Genomic DNA, 22,877 nt, shown 5'->3' with positions numbered 1-22,877 from the left:
AAAATCTCCGGAGTTTTTTCAAGTCTATGAATGAAATTAAATCTAATTATTTTAAACTTCCTACCATATCTTCAGGTTTTACCCATTCGTCAAACTGTTCTGCTGTTAACAGACCAAGATTGACTGCTTCCTCTTTTAAAGTAGTTCCATTTTTATGGGCGGTTTTTGCAATCTTTGCTGCGTTTTCATAGCCAATATGAGTATTTAAGGCAGTGACAAGCATTAAGGATTTGTCCACCAGCTCTTGAATTCTCTCATGATTCGGTTCAATACCTACTGCACAATGATCATTGAAAGAAATAGACGCATCAGCGATTAATTGGGCAGACTGCAAGAAATTATAGGCCATTACAGGTTTGAAAACATTCAGCTCGTAATTTCCCTGGGTTCCTGCAAAAGAAATTGTAGTATCATTTCCCAATACTTGCGCACAAACCATGGTCAGAGCCTCATTTTGCGTAGGATTTACTTTTCCTGGCATAATGGATGATCCCGGTTCATTTTCAGGAATATGGATTTCCCCGATTCCTGAGCGGGGTCCAGATGCCATCAATCTGATATCCTGTGCAATTTTAAATAGAGATACAGCAAGTTGCTTTAATGCACCATGGCTTTCCACAATAGCATCATGAGCCGCAAGTGCTTCAAATTTATTTTCAGCAGTGATGAAAGGGTGATTGGTAAACTTTGCGATATATTCAGCTACTTTTACATCATAGCCATTAGGAGTATTCAATCCCGTTCCTACAGCTGTTCCCCCTAAAGCCAGCTCAGAAAGATGGGGTAGCGTATTTTTTAATGCTCTTAAGCCAAATTCCAGTTGAGCCACATACCCTGAAAACTCCTGTCCCAGTGTAAGTGGAGTAGCATCCATCAGGTGGGTTCTTCCGATTTTTACTACATCCTTGAATGCTTTGGATTTTTCAAGCAGCGTATTTTTCAATTTTTCAACCGCGGGAATAGTCACTTCCACTACCTTTTTATAAGCAGCGATGTGCATAGCCGTAGGATAAGTATCGTTAGAAGACTGGGATTTGTTGACATCATCATTCGGATGGATTTCTGATTTCTCGCCCAACGTCCCCCCGTTGTTCACATGAGCTCTGTTGGAAATCACTTCATTCACATTCATATTGGACTGCGTTCCTGAGCCTGTCTGCCAGATGACCAAAGGAAACTGATCATTAAGCTTTCCTTCCAGAATTTCGTCACATACCCGGGCGATCATATCTCTTTTTTCAGCAGGAAGAACTCCCAGATCAGTATTGGTATAAGCTGCAGCCTTTTTCAGATAAGCAAAAGCTTCAATGATCTCATGTGGCATAGATCCTTCAGGTCCGATTTTGAAATTGTTTCTGGAACGTTCCGTCTGTGCACCCCAAAGCTTGTCCGCAGGTACCTGCACTTCTCCCATGGTGTCTTTTTCTATTCTGTAATTCATTGTGATTGAAATTTTTATAAAGTTAGTGATAACCGAAGAATTCTGCAATTTATAATCATTATAAATATCAATTTTAATGACTGACTTTGCTCATGTTTTTTTAAAGGAAGCCGTATTTTTGTACAAACAAAAAATTGAATGGATTTTAGATATCAGGATCCGTATCCTATTCAGAAAGATGATACGGTGTATAAAAAGCTTACATCAGATTATGTAAAAGTTGAAAAACTTGGCGACAGAGAAATTTTAACAGTAGACCCTAAAGGATTGGAATTATTGGCAGAAGAGGCGATGGCAGATGTTTCCTTTATGCTTCGTTCTTCTCACCTTGAAAGTCTTAAAAGAATCATTGATGATCCTGAAGCTACAGACAATGACCGATTTGTTGCTTACAACCTTTTGCAAAATGCAGCCGTAGCTGTTGAAGGAGCACTTCCCTCATGTCAGGATACGGGAACTGCCATTGTAATGGGTAAAAAAGGGGAAAATGTATACACAGGTGTAGATGATGGAGAATACCTGAGCAAAGGGATCTACAATACTTACCAAAAAAGAAACTTAAGATATTCTCAGGTTGTCCCTTTGACTATGTTTGAGGAGAAGAATTCGGGATCAAACCTTCCTGCACAGATTGATATTTATGCTAAAAAGGGAGATTATTATGAATTTTTATTCCTTACAAAAGGAGGAGGTTCTGCGAATAAGACTTTCTTATACCAAAAGACGAAATCTCTATTGAACGAAAAATCTCTGGAAGAATTCGTTAAAGAAAGAATTTCCGACCTTGGAACAGCAGCTTGTCCGCCATACCACTTAGCTTTGGTAATAGGAGGGACATCAGCAGAAGCAAACCTTGCTACAGTAAAAAAAGCTTCAGCAAAATATTATGACAATCTTCCAACAGAAGGAAATGAAGCCGGGCAGGCGTTCAGAGACCTTGAGTGGGAGGCAAAAGTTCAGAAGATCTGTCAGGAAAGTGCAATTGGAGCACAGTTTGGCGGTAAATACCTTACTCATGATGTAAGAGTGATCAGGCTTCCAAGACACGCAGCTTCTTGCCCTGTAGGAATGGGAGTTTCATGTTCTGCAGACAGAAATATAAAAGGTAAAATTACAAAAGAAGGTATTTTCCTTGAGCAGCTGGAACAAGACCCGAAGAGATTCTTGCCGGATACCCCTCCACATCTGGAAGAAGCCGTTGAAATTGATTTGAATAAGCCAATGCCTGAAATTTTGGCAGAGCTTTCAAAATATCCAATCAAAACAAGATTGAAATTAAATGGAACATTGATCGTAGCAAGAGATATCGCTCACGCAAAAATCAAAGAAATTATTGACAGTGGTAAGCCAATGCCGGAATATTTCAAAAACCACCCAATCTACTATGCAGGACCGGCAAAAACACCGGAAGGAATGGCCTCAGGAAGTTTCGGACCAACTACAGCAGGAAGAATGGATGTGTACGTTGATGAATTCCAAAGTCACGGCGGAAGCATGATCATGCTGGCAAAAGGAAACAGAAGTAAAGATGTTACCAATGCGTGCGGCAAATACGGAGGTTTCTATCTTGGATCTATCGGAGGACCTGCAGCGATTCTTGCAAAAGACAATATTGTATCCGTAGAAGTAGTGGACTTTCCGGAATTAGGAATGGAAGCGGTAAGAAAAATTGAAGTAAAAGATTTCCCTGCATTCATCATTAGTGATGATAAAGGAAATGATTTCTTCGCAAATCTTGCCCATTAATTAAATTAAAAACGATTATTAAGGCCTCAGATATTAAGTCTCATGGCCTTAAAATCTATATAGAATTAAAATAAATAATAAAATAGAGCACTGATCTTTTGTGTAAAAAGGAAAAAAGTTCTATTTTTGCCTAAAATCTTTAAGAGAATGATAACGATATTATCAGCATTTTGGCCGTTCTACCAGTTCCTTTGGACTATCTTCTTCATTACTATGTTCTTAGTGGGATTCTGGTGTATTTTCATGTTCTTCGGATGGGTTATCCCAATTTGGTTGACTGAAGGTCTGAAGGAGTACTTCGGAAAAGTAAAGCCTTTCGATCCTGAAGATATCAGAAGAAAGAAAGTATACGAACAGGAAGGTGTAGAGGTGATCTACAACGAGCCTAAAGGTAACGGACCGTTCCTTCACGATCACGGACATCATCATTAATTGATTGTCATTGCTTTTTCACCTGAATTCTGAAAAAGTAATATCAAAGCAAAACAACATATATAAACCGCTTAATTTTTTAGGCGGTTTTTCTTATTTATTATTCCTGAGGTTTTCCGGAGATATTCCGAATTTCTTTTTAAAAGCCCGCGTGAAATTCTGCAGATACTCATATCCGCATTCTATAGCAATTTCCTTGATCATAATTTCCTTATTGGTAATCAGTTTTTTAGCTTTCAGCATTCTGAGGTCTGATATATAATTGGAAATTGTAGTGTGGTACTGTGCCTTAAACTCTCTCCTGATGATATTCGGATTTACGCCTATCAGTTTTCCCAGTTCCTCAGCTTTTATATTTCTGTGGTAGTTTTCATCGATGAAATTCTTAATCATTTCAGTTGCCCTTGGTGTTATCTCCTGAGTGTTTTTTTCATTGAACTGTTCAAAAATTAAAATAAGAAGTTTGATGATCTTTGCCTCAATGAATAATTTCTGCATAATTCCTCTCTTGGAATATCCCAGGATCTCCTTTACTATCATATGCATTTCAACAGTCATGTCCGGGGGAGTTTCTTTGTGAAGGAATATAAAATTATTAGAAATCATATTTTCCAGAATCTCTGCGTTCTCCCGGTTAAGTTCCGGATTGATGAGGTTAAAAATATATTGGTAATTAATTTGGATTTGGAAGTATTTCAATATTTCCTGGTTTTCAGTCCATAGCTCAGCCTTACTTTCTTTAGACGAATAGTGCAGTATATATTGGTTTTTCTTAAATAAAAATTGAGTTCCACAGTCATAAGCTTTCAGATTGACATCCGGGCTCAGGATAAAGAGAAGATTAAAACTTGATTTGCCTTCAAGCAAATGTGATTTGAAGGATTGGTCAGGACACAAACCCTCCTGTATAGTGATTTTGATGTCTTCGGATCTGAACAAAAGTCCACTTTTAGGTTGATTCCTCATACAACACATTTTTACTGCCATGGTACAAATAACTTTAAGCAAAGTACTGCGCAGGATAACCAAAAGTTTGAAAATGATAACTCGGGGTTAATTATGTGAGGTACTTTTGCGCAAAATTAAATTAAATTTAGAATAATTAAAAATAATATTTAATATGTTTAAAAGTTTACATTTTGCAATAAAGAAAATAACAACGGGATTAGCGTTGTTGACCGTTGCGGGAAGTTATTTATATGCCCAGCAATGGGAGAATGTTGGAGGTGTTCAGAATGTATCAGCAGGAGGAAGCAGTTTTAATAATCTGGTGATTGATAATAGCGGAAATTATTATCTATCCTATTATGATGTTTCCGTTGCCAGAGGTTCTGTTCAGAAATTTGATGGGACAGCATGGTCATATCTTGGTGGAAGTGCCGGTATTACCACCGGAACAGCAACCTACAATTCCTTGTCAGTGAGCCCTTCAGGAAGCACTATATATTATACCAACCAGCTTGGCTATCCGGGATCCGGGATGGAAGTACGCTTGTTTAGCGGTTCTTTATGGTCTCAGCTTCCGAATGCTACAGAAAGTTCTGTTAATTATCAGGCTTCTGCTGTATCTTCGGACGATATTTTATTTACTTACGGGTCTTATAATTCGGGAACTGTAAAAAGATATGTTAACGGAGGATGGGAGCAGGTAGGAAATGCAGGATTTTCAGGAGGAGCTGAATTTGCAGAAATGCATATTGGAACTAATAATATGGTGTATACCAGCAATGTATCAGGAGGAGTAAAAGTATATCAAAACAGTACAGGCGCTGATGCTTCACAAAACTGGAGTCTTGTAGGAGGGGCAGCTGTGGATGCAGCATCTTCAGGTGAGCAGTACAATACTGATATGGCATTGGATGCTTCCAATACAATCTATGTTGCCTATGTTTCCAATTCAGGAGGAGGAAGAAGAGTGAACGTTAAAAAATTCAACGGAAGCTCTTGGGTTCAGGTTGGAAACGCTAATTTTTCTGAGGGAGGAGTTCAGCATATAGCTTTAGCAGTGACGGCATCCGGTACTCCATATGTGGTAGCCAGCCGTTTTGAAAATGATAACTTCCTGAGAAATACAGTTTATAAACTGGATGATTCTCAGAACTGGGTAAGCTTTGGAGGTGATTTTGTCTCTGATGGTGAAGCAAAATACAATGATCTGGCTATAGATAAAGCTCATAATTATCTTGTACTGGCTTATTCAGAAAACGAAACAAAAGTTAAAAGAATATCTCTTACCAATACACCACAAGTATGTACCAATACAGATCCGGGTGTCAATACCGGAGATATAGGCTGCGTAACTTTTACATATCAGGGACAGCCGGTTTCTTATACCACAGTAAGAGGAGCAGATGGAAAAATATGGCTTCAGCAGAATTTAGGAAGTTCACAGGTAGCTTTGTCAATGGATGATGCTGCTTCCTATGGTGATGTTTTCCAGTGGGGAAGATGGGATGACGGACATCAGCTTAGAAATGCTCCCACTGCACCTGCACCTACACCTAACACACCTGAAGGGGCAGCAGCAGTTGCCGGATCTTTTATAGCGGGGTCGCCTGCCTGGTGGACAGGTTTTGTTTCTACAGATCAATGGAATGCCGTATCACCTGCTCAGGCCGGCAAATTCTTAGGAGTAGATCCATGCAAAGCCATCGGGACAGATTGGAAAATGCCTTCCCAGGCAGATTGGACTGCTTTGGTTGTTGCAGAGGGTATTAATAATCCGGCCAATGCTTATGGAAGTAATCTGAAGCTGCCGGCAGGAGGATACAGAAGTTCCAGCACGGGAGATTATACTTTTGTAGGGCAGAAAGGATATTTCTGGAGTTCAGATACTTCAGGCTTAGGAGGGAAATATCTGTATATTGGGACAACCATTGCTAATGCATCTTCAGGGGCTATGAGAGGGCAGGGATCTTCTGTACGATGTATCAAGCCATCATCTGCACTGGGTACATCAGAAATTAGCCTGAATACTGCATCTTTAGGAGTATATCCAAACCCTACCAAAGGAATTCTTTATATTAAAGCTGATTCAAATATTGAAAATGTAAATGTTATCAATGCCGTAGGGCAAAGAATGAATGTACTATTTTCAAATAACCAGATCGATATGACCGGACTGGCTAATGGAGTATACATTGTTGATCTGAAATTAAAAAACGGACAGACAATTTCTAAAAAAATAATTAAAAACTAGTGTAAGATTGTATATACAGTCCTATACTTGTAAAAAATAATAGTTCATTACAATTACTTTTATTGGAAAGTCCATGAAATTTTCATGGGCTTTTTTTGTGATAAATAATAAAAACACTAAGGATAAAATAAAAAATAGATGCTGCAAAAAAGAAAATTAATATTATATTCGATAAAAATAAGACATGAAAAAGCTTTACTCTGTTGTTTTTCTGATTGTTGCAGTGTTTGTTTTTGGACAGATCAATTATAGCATTACTCCAAATCTATTCAATGAAACAGATAATGTCACTCTAACGGTGCCGGGAGATCAGATCGACGAATCGGTATGGGGAATTACTGATCATTCAGTTTACATTTGGTCATGGTCTTTTGATACCAGCTATCAGAATAGCCAGGATTGTCCTACGAATGGCAGTTGGAATAATTCCGGTGATCTGAATAAACTGATTTATAACGCAGTAACAGATACCTATTCATTCACTTTTACTCCGACTGTTTTTTTCGGAAGGACAGGGATTGGAAGATTTGGATTTTTATTAAAAGATAAAACAGGATCACATCAGACCTCACCGGATATTTTTGTAAACGTTGGAATTTTAAATATGACTTTAACCAATCCAATGGCAAATAGTCTTACCTCTGTGCAGGCGGGAAGCTCAATCAGCATTACAGCGGCAACCAATGTAAACGCAACTTTCCAGTTAAAAGCGAACGGAACCGTCGTGAATTCTACAAGTGCTCCTTCACAATCTTATTCTTACAACTATAGTGTTTCACAGGATGCCAATATGGAGCTTGTTGCTACCCAGGGATCAAGTTCTAAAAGAGCAGCATTCATGTTGCAGATTCCCAGAAATGTGGTTTCCGAAGCGATTCCGGGCTGGATAAAACAGGGAATCAATTACCATCCCACAGATCAGACAAAAGCAGGACTTGCTTTATATGCTCCCGGAAAAAATTTCGTGCATGTGATTGGAAGTTTCAACAGCTGGACGGTGGATGATGCCTATTTAATGAAAAAAGATACCACAAACCCTGATCTTTACTGGATTGAACTAAGTGGGCTTACCTCGCAGCAATTATATTCTTTTCAATATAGAACCAATGATTTAAAAAAAGTAGCAGATCCCTATTCACCACAAATTCTTTCTTCTTATGATGATCAATGGATCTCATCTTCCACTTATCCCAATCTACCGGTATTTCCTGCGGGGCAGGACTTTGAAGTTTCAACATTTAAAACAGGACAGACACCTTATAACTGGCAGGTAGCGAATTTCCAAAGACCCGCAAAAGAAGACCTGATCGTATATGAGTTATTGCTAAGGGATTTTACACAGGAAAAAAACTGGCAGTCGCTGATTAATAAGATTTCTTACTTAAAGAACCTGAAGATTAATGCGATTGAACTGCTTCCGATCATGGAATTTGATGGAAATCTTTCGTGGGGATATAATACATCTTTCCATTATGCTCTGGACAAAGCCTATGGAACTCCGGAAAAATTCAAAGAATTTGTAGATCTGTGCCATCAGAATGGGATTGCTGTTATTTTAGATGTTGCTTTCAATCATGCAACAGGACGTTCACCATTAGTGAGGCTTTGGAATATTGATCCGGATGGTGACGGATATGGAGATGTTGCTCCCAATAACCCTTATTTCAATCAGGTTCCAAAACATTCCTATAATGTATTTAATGATTTTAACCACACAAGTACCTCAACTCAATATTACGTTGAAAGATGCCTTCAGCAATGGCTGACAGAATACCATGTTGATGGATTCCGTTGGGATTTAACAAAAGGATTTACCCAAAGCTGTTCAGAAAATGATGAAGCGTGTACCAATGCCTATCAACAGGATAGGGTGGATATCATGAAATATTATGCAGACAGACAGTGGGCAATCGACCCGAATTCTTATATGATTTTCGAACATCTGGGAACAGACGCAGAAGAACAGCAATGGGCCAATTACAGAGTAGCAGAAGGGAAGGGAGTATTACTTTGGAATAAACAGACAGACCCTTACAATCAGAATACAATGGGATATAAGGAGAACAGCAACTATGACAGAATGAATCATACTCTTCACGGCTTTACCAATATGCGCGCTGTAGGATATGGAGAAAGCCACGATGAAGAAAGGCTGATGTTTAAAAACCTTGCTTATGGAGCGATAAACGGAAGCTATAGTGTTAAAAATCTTGCGACAGCTCTCGAAAGAATGAAAACCTTTGGCGCTGCGTTCTTTACTATTCCAGGCCCAAAAATGATCTGGCAGTTTGGAGAATTAGGATATGAATTCAGTATCAACAGGTGTGCAGACGGTACTATTAGCAGCGGATGCAGAACAGATGAAAAGCCCGTGGCATTTACATTGGGCTATGATACTGATGCGGCCAGAAAAGAAGTATATGATACCTGGGCAAAAATTATCAGCATCCGAAATACCAACCCTGTATTCAAATCGAAGACATACAGCATAGAGTCAAATAATCTGACAAATGATCCAAATGGTCTTATCACAAGAATTTATATATACGATGATACGATTAACGGAATGAAGAATGTTGTCGTACTGGCCAATTATGCGGCTTCTGTACAAAATGTTGTTCCCTACTTTCCATATGCAGGGCAATGGCAGAATTTGATGGATAACACGGTTACTAATATTATTTCCACAACTGCCCCAATAACCCTTCAGCCCGGAGAATTCAGAATCTTTGGCAATTATGCAGGAGCTTTATCAACAGAAGATGCAAACGCGGTTCACAAACTCTCACTTCAGATTGAGAATAACCCTGTAAAAGACGGCTTGGCAAAACTATTATTTAACAAAGCTAAAAATGGTAATATTTTGATTTTTGATATGAACGGTAGAAAGATTGATGAATTTAAACTGAACAAAGAGAGTGGAACTTATGAATTGAAAGTTAATTATCCGGCAGGGACTTATTGGGTGCAGCTGAAATCAGAAACGGGAGTTGCCATTCAGAAAATGATCGTTAAGTAGACCAATACAACACAAATATATTTTTTAGAAAGATCTAATTTTAACTCAATGAGCACTCATTCACATCAGATTGGCTGGAAAACGGCTGCCGCTATCGTAGTGTCCAATATGATAGGAACAGGAATCTTTACAACGTTGGGATTTCAGCTTTCCGATATCACCAATACCTACAGTATTTTTTTATTATGGGTCATTGGGGGGATTCTGGCATTGGTCGGGGCTTTCTGCTATGCCGAGCTGGGATCTCATTTTAAAGGAAATGGCGGAGATTTTATCTATCTTAAGGAAACCTATCATCCTGTGTTTGGATATCTCATAAGCTGGATATCATTAATTATCGGGTTTTCATCCCCTGTTGCCTTAGCCGCATTGGCCATGTCAAAATATTTGTCAGTATTCAACTACAGTTTTGGAAATGGTTTTGCGATCATCGCTATTTTTCTGATTGCTATGGCCTTATCATTCAGTTTAAAAACTTCAAGCAGATTTCATAATTTTTTTACTTTTGTGAAAGTGATTTTTATTATTTTTCTCATTATTCTGGGAGTAGGCCTTTCAGAATCACCTCAGATAGGGAACAGTTTGAATTTCAGTAACAGCTGGCAGAAAGAAATCCTGCTTCCGGCCTTTGCGACTTCAATGGTTTTTGTTACCTATTCCTATACTGGCTGGAATTCAGCTTCTTACATTGCGGGAGAAATAAAAGATGTTCAAAAGAATCTTCCAAAATCCCTGATCATAGGAACTGTTTTTGTGACAGTAAGCTATCTTCTGGTTAATTATATTATGCTGAAGCACGCTCCTGTAAGCCAGCTGGCAGGAAAAGAAGATGTAATGGGAGAAGCTGCTGTTAATATGTTGGGACTTTCCTTTGGAAAAATCGTCAATATTTTTATTGCATTACAGCTTATTGCCACGGTCAGCGGTTACTTGTGGGTTGGCTCCCGGCTGACTCAGGCTTTTGCAAGAGAAAGCTATATTTGGAAGCCCCTGTCATTTGGGAATAAAAAAGGAATTCCGGTGATTGCTATATTTGCCCATGCTGTTATTGCTGCCATTATTATTTTAACAGGAAGTTTTAAAGAAATATTCGTCTACACAGCCTTTATTTTGCAGCTGTTTGCAAGTCTGGCTATTTCTACCGTATATTTTCTTAAAAAAGAAGACCGCAAAATATTTAAATCCAATACTTTTTATATTTTTCCCACTGTTTTTTTATTATTCAGCGTATATATTCTCTACTTTACATTGGTTCATAATCTTAAAGAAAGCTTAATAGGACTGGGAATCGTTGCAGTAGGAATTATTTTATACTTAATAGACAGAAAGCTGTCTGAAAAAAGCTGATATTCAAAATATAAATAAACTCTTTTCATGCAGATTGATAGGTGAAAAAGTAGAATTTCGAAATATGCTTATAAGCCCTTTGTGCTTTATCCCTCATGCTCAAAAATTTATGCTGATTTGTAATTTTAATTTTGAATTAATAATTCTTATCTTTGCACCCACAAAAATTCCATAATGTCTAAATCATTAATTCCAAAATTAGAAGCTATAAAACAAAGATATAATGAGGTTGCAGACCTTATTATACAGCCTGATGTCATTTCAGACCAAAAAAGATATTCTTCTTTGAACAAAGAATATAGTGATTTGGGGAAAATTGTAAGAGTTTACGATCAGTATAAAGGGGCATTAGATAGTATCGAAGAATCTGAAGAAATCATTGCAGATGGTTCAGACAGAGACTTGGTAGATCTTGCTAAAGAAGAAAAGCTTGAAGCACAAGCCAAAATTCCTGGCCTTGAAGAAGAACTGAAAGTACTCCTGATTCCTAAAGATCCTGCAGATGATAAAAACGTTATCGTGGAATTACGTGCCGGAACCGGTGGTGATGAAGCGGCTATTTTTGTGGAAGATGTCTACAGAATGTACACCATGTACTTCAAAACGAAAGGCTGGAAGCATGAAGTTACAGATTCTAACGAAGCTGCAAAAGGTTACAAGGAATTGATAATGAAGGTGGAAGGAGAAGGTGTTTACGGAATTATGAAGTTCGAATCCGGAGTTCACCGTGTACAGCGTGTACCGGAAACAGAATCTCAGGGTAGAGTTCATACCTCTGCTATCACAATTGCTGTTTTACCAGAGGCTGAAGAAGTAGATTTTGAACTGAATCCTGCAGATATTGAAATGCAGACTTCACGTTCAGGTGGAGCCGGAGGTCAGAATGTAAATAAGGTTGAAACGAAAGTTCAGCTAACGCATAAGCCTTCAGGACTTGTTGTTGTTTGTCAGCAGGCCCGTTCTCAGTTAGCAAACCGTGAATTGGCAATGGAAATGCTAAGAACAAAGCTATACGATATCGAGCTGCAAAAAGTACAGGGAGATATTGCAGCACAACGTAAATCTATGGTTTCTACAGGAGACCGTTCTGCAAAAATTAAAACCTACAATTATCCTCAAGGTAGAGTTACTGATCATAGAATCAATAAATCTATGTATAATCTGGATGCTTACATGAACGGAGATATCTCTGAAATGATCGATGCCGTAATTATGGCAGAGAATGCAGAGAAAATGAAGGGAGAAGAAGATAACTACTAAATTTTATAAAAAATAAAGATAAGACCTCTGATTTTTTCAGAGGTTTTTTTGTAATAATTAAAATTCAAAAATAAGCTATGAAAAACTACAAAATTATTTTATTATTACTCCTTACAATGATGGGGCAATATCTTACTGCTCAGACAGAAGTAAAGAAACCTGCTGAAGCATTTGAAATGTTCTTCGGAACTTTCGTAAATAATGATGAGGCAGCACTCAATAAGCTTAATGATTATCTGAAACCCACAGTGAATGGTGAGAATGCCTATCAGGTAAACTTTAAAGAGACCTCAGGAGAGATCATGAAAAGCAGCGTAGAGAATTTCCTTTCTGCCTTCTCTAAAACTACAGGATCAGCATGTCAAAAAGAAGCAGAAGACTATTTTAAAGCAATGTTTGAAAACTTCAAAAACGGGAAACTTACCATTAAAAATGTGAAAGTAGTTCCTAACGAATATGTTGAAGGGCAGAAAATTGCCGAGGTAAGTTATTCTGTAAGCTTTAAAGTGCCGTCAAAATTAACAGTCGGGCCAACAGGAGATACCCAGAAAGTAAAAGCTGAAGACTTGAAAAAATACTTGACTCAGGCAGCGAAGGACTTTAGCAATGCAGATAAAACAGTAACCACCGATCAGAATTTTAATCTATACGAATTGAAAGAAGACGGGAAAATATATTATTGGAATGGAAGTCCCGATGAGATTGTGAGCAGCCTGACAGATTTTTATTTTGAGAGTTTCGGGCCAAAAGAATAGTTTGACTAAATACCCTTTAAGAGATACAAAGTTCTGATTTTTCAGGACTTTTTTTATTTCATATACTTTGCGTATTTTTGAAAAAACCGATCAGTATGAATTTTAAACCTATGTTATTAACGGCTGGAGTTTTGTTTTCAGCCACTTTTTATTCTCAGAAAATGAATTATCCTAAAGCATTAAAAGGAAATCAGACCGATACTTATTTTGGAAGTACAGTTTCTGACCCGTTCAGAGATCTTGAAAATGATTCTGAAGCAACAAAGAAATGGGTAGATGAAGAAGTCGCTTATAGCCAGAACTATCTTTCAAAAATTCCATTCAGAGATAAAATTAAAAATCAGTTGAAAGACATCTGGAATTATGAGAAAATTTCAGCCCCTTTCAAAGAAGGAGATTATACTTACTATTATAAAAATGACGGTTTACAGGCACAGTCTGTTTTATACAGAACCAATAATGCTACAAAAGCAACAGACGTATTTTTAGATCCTAATAAGTTTTCAGAAAAAGGAACCACTTCACTTTCTAACCTTTCCTTCAATAAAAAAGGAAACCTTGCTGCTTATTCTATCTCAGAAGGAGGAAGTGACTGGAATAAAATTATTATCATTGATGCTATTACCAAAAAGCAGATTGATGAAACAATTCTGGATGTAAAATTCAGTGGAATTTCATGGCAGGGAGACGAAGGATTCTATTATTCAAGCTATGATAAGCCGAAAGAAGGAACCGTGCTTTCCGGAATGACGGATAAGCATAAAGTCTATTTTCATAAACTGGGAACTAAGCAGTCTGAAGATAAGCTGATCTTCGGAGGAGACAAAACACCAAGAAGATACCTGAGTGCCGGAGTTTCTGAAGATCAGAGATTCCTGATCATTTCTGCAGCAAATGCAACCAATGGAAATGAACTGTATATAAAAGACTTGAAGAAAGGAGGAGACTTTGTGCAGATTACCAAAGGATTTGATATCAACGCCAGTATTGTAGACACAGAAGGAGATAACCTTTTTATTTTCACAGATAAAGATGCCCCAAATATGCGTCTTGTAAAAACTACAATCAGCAATCCAGCTCCTGAAACATGGAAAAATGTGATTCCTGAGACCGAAAATGTATTGGGAATTTCTTCCGGAGGTGGCTATTTCTTCGGAACCTACATGATTGATGCTATTGATAAGGTGAAACAGTTTGACAAGACAGGTAAGCTGATCAGAGAAATTACTCTTCCGGGGAAAGGAAACATTTCCGGTTTTGGAGGGAAGGAAAAAGAAAAAGACGTTTATTATTCATTCAGTAACTATATTACACCGGGAACTACTTACAAATTTAATGTAGATTCAGGACAATCAGAAGTATATCAGAAACCGAAAGTGAAATTTAATCCGGATGATTATGTTTCTGAGCAGGTATTCTATACTTCAAAAGATGGGACAAAAATCCCTATGATGATCAGCTATAAAAAAGGGACGAAGTTTGATGGCAAAAACCCTACTATTTTATACTCATATGGTGGTTTCAATATCAGTTTACAACCTTCTTTCTCTGTAGTGAATGCTATCTGGATGGAAAATGGGGGAATCTATGCTGTTCCAAACATCCGTGGTGGAGGTGAATATGGTAAAAAATGGCATGATGCAGGAACAAAAATGCAGAAGAAAAACGTTTTTGAAGACTTTATTGCTGCCGGAGAATATCTTCAGAGCAAAGGCTATACTTCAAAAGAATACATGGCACTTTCAGGAAGATCTAACGGAGGATTGCTGGTAGGTGCAACCATGACAATGCGTCCGGATCTGGCAAGAGTAGCATTCCCGGGAGTAGGAGTTCTGGATATGCTGAGATATAATAAATTTACAGCAGGAGCTGGCTGGTCATATGATTATGGAACAGCAGAAGACAGCAAAGAGATGTTTGAGTATCTTAAATCATATTCTCCGGTACATAATGTAAAAGAAAAAATATGCTATCCATCCACTATGATTATTACCAGTGACCATGACGACAGAGTAGTTCCGGCTCACTCCTTCAAATTTGGTGCTGAGCTTCAGGAAAAACAGGCATGTAAGAATCCTATTTTATTAAGAATTGAAAAGAATGCAGGTCATGGCGCAGGAAGAGCAACTGATCAGGTTATCAGTGAAAATGCAGATCTTATATCATTTGCGTTGTTTGAAATGGGAATTAAGAAATAATATATAAAATATTAAAATATCACTTAAGCGACTGATTTATTAAAATTAGTCGCTTTTTTTATAGTGATTATTTGGATATAATTACTAATTTTAGCTCGGATATTTAAATTTACTAATTTTTATTTAATTAGGTTATTATGAAAAAAAGAATTTTACTAGTTTGTGCACTGGCAGCTGGGCTGTCCAGTGTTAATGCACAAAGGTGGGAGCCGGCCTCGCAAAAAACGTCTCAGATCAGAAAAGAAGTAGAAGTTCAATACTCCTACAGAGTAGACTTACAATCTCTTAGAAATATTTTAAAAGATGCTGTAGAAACAGGGAAAGGAGCTCAGGCAGTTACTGTTTCTTTGCCTACAGCAGAAGGTAAGATTGAAAGATTTGCGGTATATAGTGATCCTGTAATGGAAAAATCTTTAGCCGATAAATATCAATTGGGATCTTATGTAGGTGTAGGATTGGATGATCCTTCTAAATATTTAAGATTCAGCACCTCTCCAACAGAAATGCAGTCCATGATTATTAAAGATGGTGTATTTCAGTTTATAGAACCCATCACTACTGATAAACAAACCTATGGTGTTTTCTATAAAACAAACAGAACAGAAGGACTACATGGATTCGAATGTTCTACAGATGAAAAAGGTATTGATATAAAAGCATTAGAAAGTTACGGAAAAAAAAATCTTTCTAGTGTAGGAATTACGAATAGACCTGCAAGTACAAAATACAGAACCTATAGATTAGCTCTATCAGTTACAGGAGAATATACACAATATTTCATGACTCAGGCTGGTGTACCTGCTACTGCTACTGATGATGAAAAAAGAGTTCCTGCACTTGTGGCTATTAACAATACAATGAGCCGTGTAAATGGTGTCTTTGAAAAAGATTTCGGAATAAAATTACTTGTTCAGGATTTTCCAAATATCATCTATACAAATTCTGCCACAGATCCCTATTCCGCAGCAGCTACAGGATCTGCCGGGGCTTGGAATCTGGAACTTCAAAATACTATAACAGCCCAGGTAACGAATGCCAATTACGATATAGGGCATTTATTTGGTGCATCTGGAGGAGGAGGTAATGCCGGATGTGTAGGTTGTATATGTGTTAACCCAACAACCAGTGTGCCTAGGGGTAAAGGTTCCGGATTTACTTCACCGGCGAATAGCATTCCAAGTGGAGACGCTTTTGATATCGATTATGTAGCTCATGAAATGGGACACCAGCTAGGAGGAAACCATACCTTCTCACATGCTTCAGAAGGATCAGGGGTTAATATTGAGCCAGGTGGGGGTACTACCATCATGGGATATGCAGGAATTACACAGGATAATGTTCAGGCTAATTCTAATGCTTACTTCCATTATTCTTCCATTAATCAGATTCTGAATAATCTTGATGCTAAGACAACATGTGGAGTAGCAGAAAATATTACAAATAATAATGCTCCTGTTATTGCTGCTCTTACACCATACACTATTCCTAAAGGAACAGCTTATTATTTAGAAGCTTCAGCTACAGATGCTCAGGGTGATCCTATTAATTATACATGGGAGCAATATGATAGTGTAACCGCTAAAGGTTCTATTTCAGGTGACAGTGGTTGGGGCTTCATTACAGAAGGTTCTATCGCAAGATCATTTACGGGTACGGCAAGTGGAAGAAGATACTTCCCTAGCTTTCCTCTTGTAATGGCTGGAAAGCTTACCAATAAGGCAACTTGGGAAACGGTATCATATGTTCCAAGGGTTCTTAATTATGCAGTAACGGCAAGAGATACAAATGCTCAAAGACCAATGCTTTCATCTTTAGAAACAACAGTTACAGTAGGGAATGATGGACCATTTAAATTTAATGGTATTACAGATTCTACTGTGCTTTACAGTAATGCTTCCAATACTATATTATGGGACGTGGCCAATACAAATGCAGCTCCTTATAATGTGTCAAATGTAAAGATTGAGTATACTACTGATCTTACTAATGGAGCATCATGGACAGAACTTGTGGCATCTACTCCCAATACTGGAAGTTACAGCGCACAAATGCCATCTGGATTAACAGGGGATATCAAGTTAAGAATATCTGCTGTAGGGAATATATTCTATGCAATATCTCCTAAAGTAAGTGTTGCAACAGCACCAACATCTTCTACAGCAGCACCTGCCGGAGTTTTTGCTCAGGATACAGAAATTTTTAGAACCTCAGCAAGATTATCTTGGAATAGTGTACCAGGAGCTACCTATTCAATCAACTACAGAAAAGTGGGGGAGACTAATTGGCAAAATGCTACGAGTCCTACCAATTCTGTATCAATATCCGGTCTTGAAGATGAAACAAATTATGAAACTCAGGTTGCAGCTGTTGTAAACAGTGTAGCAGGTGCATTCTCTTCAAACTATGCTTTTAAAACAAAAGGGTTAAGAACCGGATATGATTACTGTCTAATGACAACGGGAGGAAATAATATGAATGGTGCGTTTTATAGTGGGCTAATTGGATTAAACGTAGGAGGACTAAACTATTCGGAAACTACTGTAGCTGGAGTCGCAAGAACTTATCTGGATTTTAGTGCAGATCCTACTAAAACAGTTAATTTAACAAAAGGAACTCAATATACTGGTACATTTAGAACTTTAGGTAACCCTAGTAATTATAATGACTGGCTAGAAGTATGGATCGATTTTAATAGAAATGGTATTTTTGAAGCTTCAGAAAAAGTAGGTTCTCATAGTGCCGTTCCGGTTAATGATCCAGGAACTACTGGATACAAATATCATGATGGCTCATTTACATTTATAGTGCCAACCAGTGCATATGCCGGAGATAAAACTCTTAGAATGAGAGTGGCAACTACATTCTTTAATGCGGCATCAGGACCATGTGGTTATCCTTCTGTTGCTTCTGGACCAAGTAGTATTGTTTCAGCTGGGGGATTCAGAGACTTTAATGTGAAAATTTCAGAAACGTTAGGCGTAAATGAAACAAAAAATACAAAAGCATCAGAAGTATCTATCTATCCTAACCCTGCAGACACTTTCGTAGAAGTGAGAAATCTGAAAGGAAAAGCAGATTATAAAATCTATACTGCTGACGGAAGATTGGTTCAGGAAGGTAAAATTGATGGAAGAATCAATGTAGCTTCATTGATCAAAGGAATGTATGTAGTGACGATCAAAGACGAGAAAGGCACTTACAATACAAAGCTTATCAAAAAATAAGCAGACAATATATAAATAACAGAAGACCGGGCATTCGTCCGGTCTTTTTCTTTCAATAAACATCAGAAAAACTGTATGTTAACAGATGTTTTGTGTTTCGGTCAAAAAAATTAACTTTACGGAGACAAAAATTATTGGAATGCGAAAGACAATTTCTGTGAAAACCCCGGATTTTAAAGTGTTACCTCAAGAGAGAGAAATCTATAACTTTGAAAAAGACGGACTTGAACTTAAATCATCTTATGAAAAAAAAGATGTAAAAGATGAATCTTTAACACAGACTTCTCCAGGAATTGAACCCTACCTTAGAGGGCCGTATTCTACTATGTATGTTCAGAAGCCGTGGACCATCAGGCAGTATGCCGGTTTCTCTACAGCTGAAGAATCCAATGCTTTTTACAGAAGAAATCTTGCCGCAGGACAGAAAGGTCTTTCCGTAGCATTTGACCTTGCTACCCACAGAGGATATGACTCTGATCATTCAAGAGTGGTAGGAGACGTAGGAAAAGCAGGAGTTGCTATTGATTCTGTTGAAGACATGAAGATTTTGTTCAACGAAATTCCGTTGGATCAGATTTCAGTGTCCATGACAATGAATGGAGCTGTACTTCCGATTTTGTCTTTCTATATTGTGGCAGCAGAAGAACAAGGGGTAAAACAGGAACTGCTTTCAGGAACCATTCAAAATGACATTCTGAAAGAATTTATGGTTAGAAATACCTATATCTATCCACCAGCACCTTCTATGAAGATTATTGCAGATATCTTTGAATATACCTCTCAAAATATTCCAAAATTTAATTCTATTTCCATCTCAGGATACCATATGCAGGAAGCAGGCGCTACTCCGGTGCTGGAAATGGCTTATACACTGGCAGATGGTCTTGAATACGTAAGAACAGGCATCAAAGCAGGTATGAATGTTGACGATTTTGCACCAAGACTATCATTCTTTTGGGCAATCGGAATGAATCATTTTATGGAAATTGCTAAAATGCGTGCTGCAAGATATATTTGGGCAACACTTTTAAAACAATTTAACCCTCAAAACCCTAAATCCCTTGCATTAAGAACCCATTCTCAGACTTCAGGATGGTCTTTGACAGAGCAGGAGCCCTTCAATAATATTACAAGAACTGCTATTGAGGCATTATCATCTGCCTTAGGAGGAACGCAGTCATTACATACCAATGCTTTGGATGAGGCCATTGCCCTTCCTACAGACTATTCAGCGAAAATTGCAAGAAATACTCAGATTATTCTCCAACAGGAAAGCGGAATATGCGATGTCGTAGACCCGATGGGAGGAAGTAATCTGGTAGAAAGCCTTACCCAGCAGATGATTGAAGAAGCAATGAGATACATAGATGAGGTAGAACAGGAAGGAGGAATGACGAAAGCTATCGAGGCCGGAATTCCAAAGATGAGAATTGAAGAAGCAGCAGCTAAAAAGCAGGCTAAAATTGATAGCGGGGAAGAATTCATCATTGGGGTAAATTCTTTCAAATCCTCATTAAAACAAGATGCAATAGAGATTCTTGATATTGATAATACCGAAGTTCGCAGAAAACAGATCGAAAGACTGAATAATATAAAAACAGATCGAAATGCAGAAGCAGTAGCCCAGATATTAAACGATATCCGTGAAAGTGCAAAAACTGGAAAAGGAAACCTTTTGGCGTTATGCATTGAGGCTGCAAGAAGAAGAGTTACTCTCGGAGAGATGAGCGATGCGATGGAGGAAACTTTTGGAAGATATAAAGCAAACATTAAAACAATCTCTGGAGTATACGCTATGAACGCAGGTAAAAACGAATACTTTGAAAAAGCTCTGAATCTGACGCAGAAATTTGAAGAAGAAGAAGGACGCCGCCCGAGAATAATGGTCGCTAAAATGGGCCAGGATGGGCATGACAGAGGTGCAAAAGTAGTAGCAACAGCTTTTGCCGATATGGGATTTGATGTTGACGTTGCTCCATTGTTTCAGACTCCGGAAGAAGTTGCTAAACAGGCCATTGAAAATGATATTCACATTTTAGGAGTATCCTCCCTGGCTGCAGGACATAAAACTCTGGTTCCACAAGTAGTGGAAGAACTGAAAAAATTGGGTGCTGATGATATTACCATCGTTGTAGGAGGTGTGATCCCACAACAGGATTATGAATTCCTATATGCCAATGGGGCAGACTTCATATTTGGCCCAGGTACGAACCTTCCGAAATGTGCTGTAGAAATTTTAGAGAGATTTTTAGAAAACTAAACTTTAAAAATTTTAATTTTAGTTGAAAGATAAATTGAATGAATTTTAAAAATAAGATAAAGCCTGCGAAAAAGAAGATCATTCTTTTCGTAGGCTTACTTTTTATGGGTGCTTTGTTGCTAAGCTTAGTCAGAAGAGAGAAGCCTATCATACAAAAATCTACGAATACTGCTGATATTGAGAGAGTAAAAGAGCATTTAACGGTACTTACCCAGACATCTCAGTTCCGGAACCATAAAAATATAGATCAATTGAATGCAGTGGCAGACTATATTCATCGGACCTTTAAGACTTATAGTGACAGTACAGAGTTTCAGGAATATAGTGTTGAAGGGAGGATCTATAAAAACGTAATTTGTTCCTTTGGGACAGAAAACAGCAAAAGAATTATCATAGGAGCCCATTATGACGTTTGCGGAGATCAGCAGGGTGCAGACGATAACGCGACCGGAGTTACTGCCCTTTTAGAACTTTCCCGATTGCTTAAAGGACAAAAGCTCAACTACAGAATAGACCTGGTGGCTTATACCTTAGAAGAACCTCCCTATTTCAGAACCGAGAATATGGGAAGCTACATCCATGCAAAATCGTTGAAAGATAAAAATATTGACGTCTATGGGATGGCAAGTGTTGAAATGATTGGCTACTTCAAAGATGAAAAGAACTCCCAGAATTTTCCTGTAGGAATACTTTCATGGATCTATGGCAATAAAGGAGACTTTATTACTTTAGTCAGAAAACTCACCGGAGCAGGCCCATTTGTCAATAATTTTATTGATAATTTTAAAAATTCAGAGCAGATCAAGACAGAAACTTTTCCCGCTCCCAAATTCGTGGGCGGTGTAGATTATTCCGATCATATGAATTATTGGAAATTTGACTTTCCAGCTCTCATGATCACTGATACCTCGTTCTTTAGAAACAAAAATTATCACAAATCTACAGACACTTTAGAAACATTGGATATCCAACGGATGACAAAAGTTATTGATGCTATTTTTCTAAGCATTATTTACCTCAAATGAAAAAATAAAGGCTGTTTCAACATCTGAAACAGCCTTTATTCTATTTTTTCTGAACGATTTTACCATCATCCATAATCTGATAATGAGTTTTAGTTATCCTTTGACTATTTCCATCAATCTTATGATCTGTTGTCACAGTGATTTCTCCTGCTTTATTGATTTCATAGCTGCTGAATTCCTCCTTCTTATCATCCTTTCCGGGATCAAACCAAATACCTTCTACATAGGCTTCGTCAACGATGCTGTTATTCAGCACAGTAAGAAGATAATATCGGTAATCAAAATCTCCGCAATCCATCGGAACAAGAATCAGTTCAACATCCTTGTATTGAGCTAAAGGAAAATATCGGAATGCTGGCTCTCCACAGCTGTACTTTTCTGAACCTTCCACCGCAAAATCTGTTTCGATAAATTTTACATCTACCTGAGGAAGACTTTCAATTGGTAAGCTATAAAGCCCTGGTTTTAATAAAGATTCCATTGCGGCAGGCTCATTTTTGCTTTTTCTCCATTGCTCAATAGAAATATATTCTCCGGATACGGGTTCTAAAATAGTTAAAATGTTACATTGACTACTTGAAGCATGGAAAATGTGATACGTTTCAAAACGGTCTGGCCCATTATAACCTACGGAAATTGAATAATCCCAGCCATTATTTGCTTTTGTGCTGTCTACAAGAAAACCGATTTTCCCCTTTCCTTGGGTTTGTGAATTCAGAAATTTTGCCTGATCTTTTATTTCCTCCAAATCAAGAATTTTTTCCATGAAATTCGTAGAGAAACAGCCTTTTTCTGATACTTTTACCACCTCCTTTTTTACAGGTTCTTCTTTCTTACATCCTATAAAAAGCATTGGAAGTAAGGCCAATAAAACTTTATACATAAAACTCTTTTTTCACAAAAATAAGATTTAAATAATTGATGATTAAAAAAATAATTCTATATTTGCACCTGAAAATCAAGTTTAACCA

14 protein-coding genes are annotated in these 22,877 nt (G+C 37.7%); 11 read left to right on the top strand and 3 right to left on the bottom strand.

The window, feature by feature from the left end:
• Positions 1-46: 46 nt before the first annotated feature.
• Positions 47-1,441: a class II fumarate hydratase gene (gene fumC, locus LF887_RS22560; protein ID WP_236856493.1), complete on the bottom strand. Its 1,395-nt coding sequence runs from the start codon at positions 1,439-1,441 to the stop codon at positions 47-49.
• A 138-nt stretch (positions 1,442-1,579) separates the two neighbouring features.
• On the opposite strand from fumC, the gene LF887_RS22555 reads away from it, so the two are divergent.
• Together LF887_RS22555 and LF887_RS22550 are read left to right on the top strand one after the other, a co-directional pair.
• On the top strand, positions 1,580-3,187 hold the full coding sequence (locus LF887_RS22555; protein ID WP_236856492.1) for a fumarate hydratase: 1,608 nt from the start codon (positions 1,580-1,582) through the stop codon (positions 3,185-3,187).
• A 147-nt stretch (positions 3,188-3,334) separates the two neighbouring features.
• Complete coding sequence (locus LF887_RS22550; RefSeq protein WP_236856491.1) at positions 3,335-3,619, top strand: hypothetical protein; 285 nt, start codon at positions 3,335-3,337, stop codon at positions 3,617-3,619.
• A gap of 93 nt (positions 3,620-3,712) precedes the next feature.
• Here LF887_RS22550 and LF887_RS22545 read toward each other — a convergent pair whose 3' ends face one another.
• On the bottom strand, positions 3,713-4,585 hold the full coding sequence (locus LF887_RS22545; RefSeq protein WP_236856490.1) for a helix-turn-helix transcriptional regulator: 873 nt from the start codon (positions 4,583-4,585) through the stop codon (positions 3,713-3,715).
• A 154-nt stretch (positions 4,586-4,739) separates the two neighbouring features.
• Between LF887_RS22545 and LF887_RS22540 the strand changes: the two genes are divergently transcribed.
• The 9 genes from LF887_RS22540 to LF887_RS22500 all read left to right on the top strand — a co-directional run bounded on the left by LF887_RS22540 (position 4,740) and on the right by LF887_RS22500 (position 21,906).
• Entirely contained in the window at positions 4,740-6,818 is a 2,079-nt protein-coding gene (locus LF887_RS22540) for a T9SS type A sorting domain-containing protein (RefSeq protein WP_236856489.1), read from the top strand.
• Between the two features lie 184 nt (positions 6,819-7,002).
• Positions 7,003-9,837, top strand: a complete 2,835-nt coding sequence (locus LF887_RS22535; protein ID WP_236856488.1) for an alpha-amylase family glycosyl hydrolase — start codon at positions 7,003-7,005, stop codon at positions 9,835-9,837.
• Between the two features lie 48 nt (positions 9,838-9,885).
• Positions 9,886-11,184, top strand: coding sequence for an APC family permease (locus LF887_RS22530; RefSeq protein WP_236856487.1), 1,299 nt, complete (start codon positions 9,886-9,888; stop codon positions 11,182-11,184).
• 174 nt (positions 11,185-11,358) lie between these two features.
• On the top strand, positions 11,359-12,444 hold the full coding sequence (gene prfA, locus LF887_RS22525) for a peptide chain release factor 1 (protein ID WP_236856486.1): 1,086 nt from the start codon (positions 11,359-11,361) through the stop codon (positions 12,442-12,444).
• A gap of 77 nt (positions 12,445-12,521) precedes the next feature.
• Complete coding sequence (locus LF887_RS22520) at positions 12,522-13,199, top strand: hypothetical protein (RefSeq protein ID WP_236856485.1); 678 nt, start codon at positions 12,522-12,524, stop codon at positions 13,197-13,199.
• A gap of 95 nt (positions 13,200-13,294) precedes the next feature.
• The gene (locus tag LF887_RS22515; RefSeq protein ID WP_410680530.1) at positions 13,295-15,397 is read left to right on the top strand and encodes a prolyl oligopeptidase family serine peptidase; all 2,103 of its coding nucleotides are present in this window, start codon (positions 13,295-13,297) and stop codon (positions 15,395-15,397) included.
• Between the two features lie 137 nt (positions 15,398-15,534).
• On the top strand, positions 15,535-18,621 hold the full coding sequence (locus LF887_RS22510; RefSeq protein WP_236856484.1) for a reprolysin-like metallopeptidase: 3,087 nt from the start codon (positions 15,535-15,537) through the stop codon (positions 18,619-18,621).
• A gap of 139 nt (positions 18,622-18,760) precedes the next feature.
• Complete coding sequence (scpA, locus tag LF887_RS22505) at positions 18,761-20,881, top strand: methylmalonyl-CoA mutase (RefSeq protein ID WP_236856483.1); 2,121 nt, start codon at positions 18,761-18,763, stop codon at positions 20,879-20,881.
• Between the two features lie 38 nt (positions 20,882-20,919).
• Entirely contained in the window at positions 20,920-21,906 is a 987-nt protein-coding gene (locus tag LF887_RS22500) for a M28 family peptidase (RefSeq protein ID WP_236856482.1), read from the top strand.
• Between the two features lie 40 nt (positions 21,907-21,946).
• Here LF887_RS22500 and LF887_RS22495 read toward each other — a convergent pair whose 3' ends face one another.
• On the bottom strand, positions 21,947-22,789 hold the full coding sequence (locus tag LF887_RS22495) for a hypothetical protein (protein ID WP_236856481.1): 843 nt from the start codon (positions 22,787-22,789) through the stop codon (positions 21,947-21,949).
• Positions 22,790-22,877: the final 88 nt, after the last annotated feature.

The organism is Chryseobacterium sp. MEBOG06 (assembly GCF_021869765.1).
Taxonomy (GTDB): domain Bacteria; phylum Bacteroidota; class Bacteroidia; order Flavobacteriales; family Weeksellaceae; genus Chryseobacterium.
Note: the sequence above shows the minus strand (reverse complement) of the source record. Positions and strands in the feature narration are given on the sequence as shown.

Bases quoted from the DNA above. Each gene is read 5' to 3' on its own strand.
- fumC (WP_236856493.1), bottom strand. From the start codon at position 1,441: ATGAATTACAGAATAGAAAAAGACACCATGGGAGAAGTGCAGGTACCT.
- LF887_RS22555 (WP_236856492.1), top strand. From the start codon at position 1,580: ATGGATTTTAGATATCAGGATCCGTATCCTATTCAGAAAGATGATACG.
- LF887_RS22550 (WP_236856491.1), top strand. From the start codon at position 3,335: ATGATAACGATATTATCAGCATTTTGGCCGTTCTACCAGTTCCTTTGG.
- LF887_RS22545 (WP_236856490.1), bottom strand. From the start codon at position 4,585: ATGAGGAATCAACCTAAAAGTGGACTTTTGTTCAGATCCGAAGACATC.
- LF887_RS22540 (WP_236856489.1), top strand. From the start codon at position 4,740: ATGTTTAAAAGTTTACATTTTGCAATAAAGAAAATAACAACGGGATTA.
- LF887_RS22535 (WP_236856488.1), top strand. From the start codon at position 7,003: ATGAAAAAGCTTTACTCTGTTGTTTTTCTGATTGTTGCAGTGTTTGTT.
- LF887_RS22530 (WP_236856487.1), top strand. From the start codon at position 9,886: ATGAGCACTCATTCACATCAGATTGGCTGGAAAACGGCTGCCGCTATC.
- prfA (WP_236856486.1), top strand. From the start codon at position 11,359: ATGTCTAAATCATTAATTCCAAAATTAGAAGCTATAAAACAAAGATAT.
- LF887_RS22520 (WP_236856485.1), top strand. From the start codon at position 12,522: ATGAAAAACTACAAAATTATTTTATTATTACTCCTTACAATGATGGGG.
- LF887_RS22515 (WP_410680530.1), top strand. From the start codon at position 13,295: ATGAATTTTAAACCTATGTTATTAACGGCTGGAGTTTTGTTTTCAGCC.
- LF887_RS22510 (WP_236856484.1), top strand. From the start codon at position 15,535: ATGAAAAAAAGAATTTTACTAGTTTGTGCACTGGCAGCTGGGCTGTCC.
- scpA (WP_236856483.1), top strand. From the start codon at position 18,761: ATGCGAAAGACAATTTCTGTGAAAACCCCGGATTTTAAAGTGTTACCT.
- LF887_RS22500 (WP_236856482.1), top strand. From the start codon at position 20,920: ATGAATTTTAAAAATAAGATAAAGCCTGCGAAAAAGAAGATCATTCTT.
- LF887_RS22495 (WP_236856481.1), bottom strand. From the start codon at position 22,789: ATGTATAAAGTTTTATTGGCCTTACTTCCAATGCTTTTTATAGGATGT.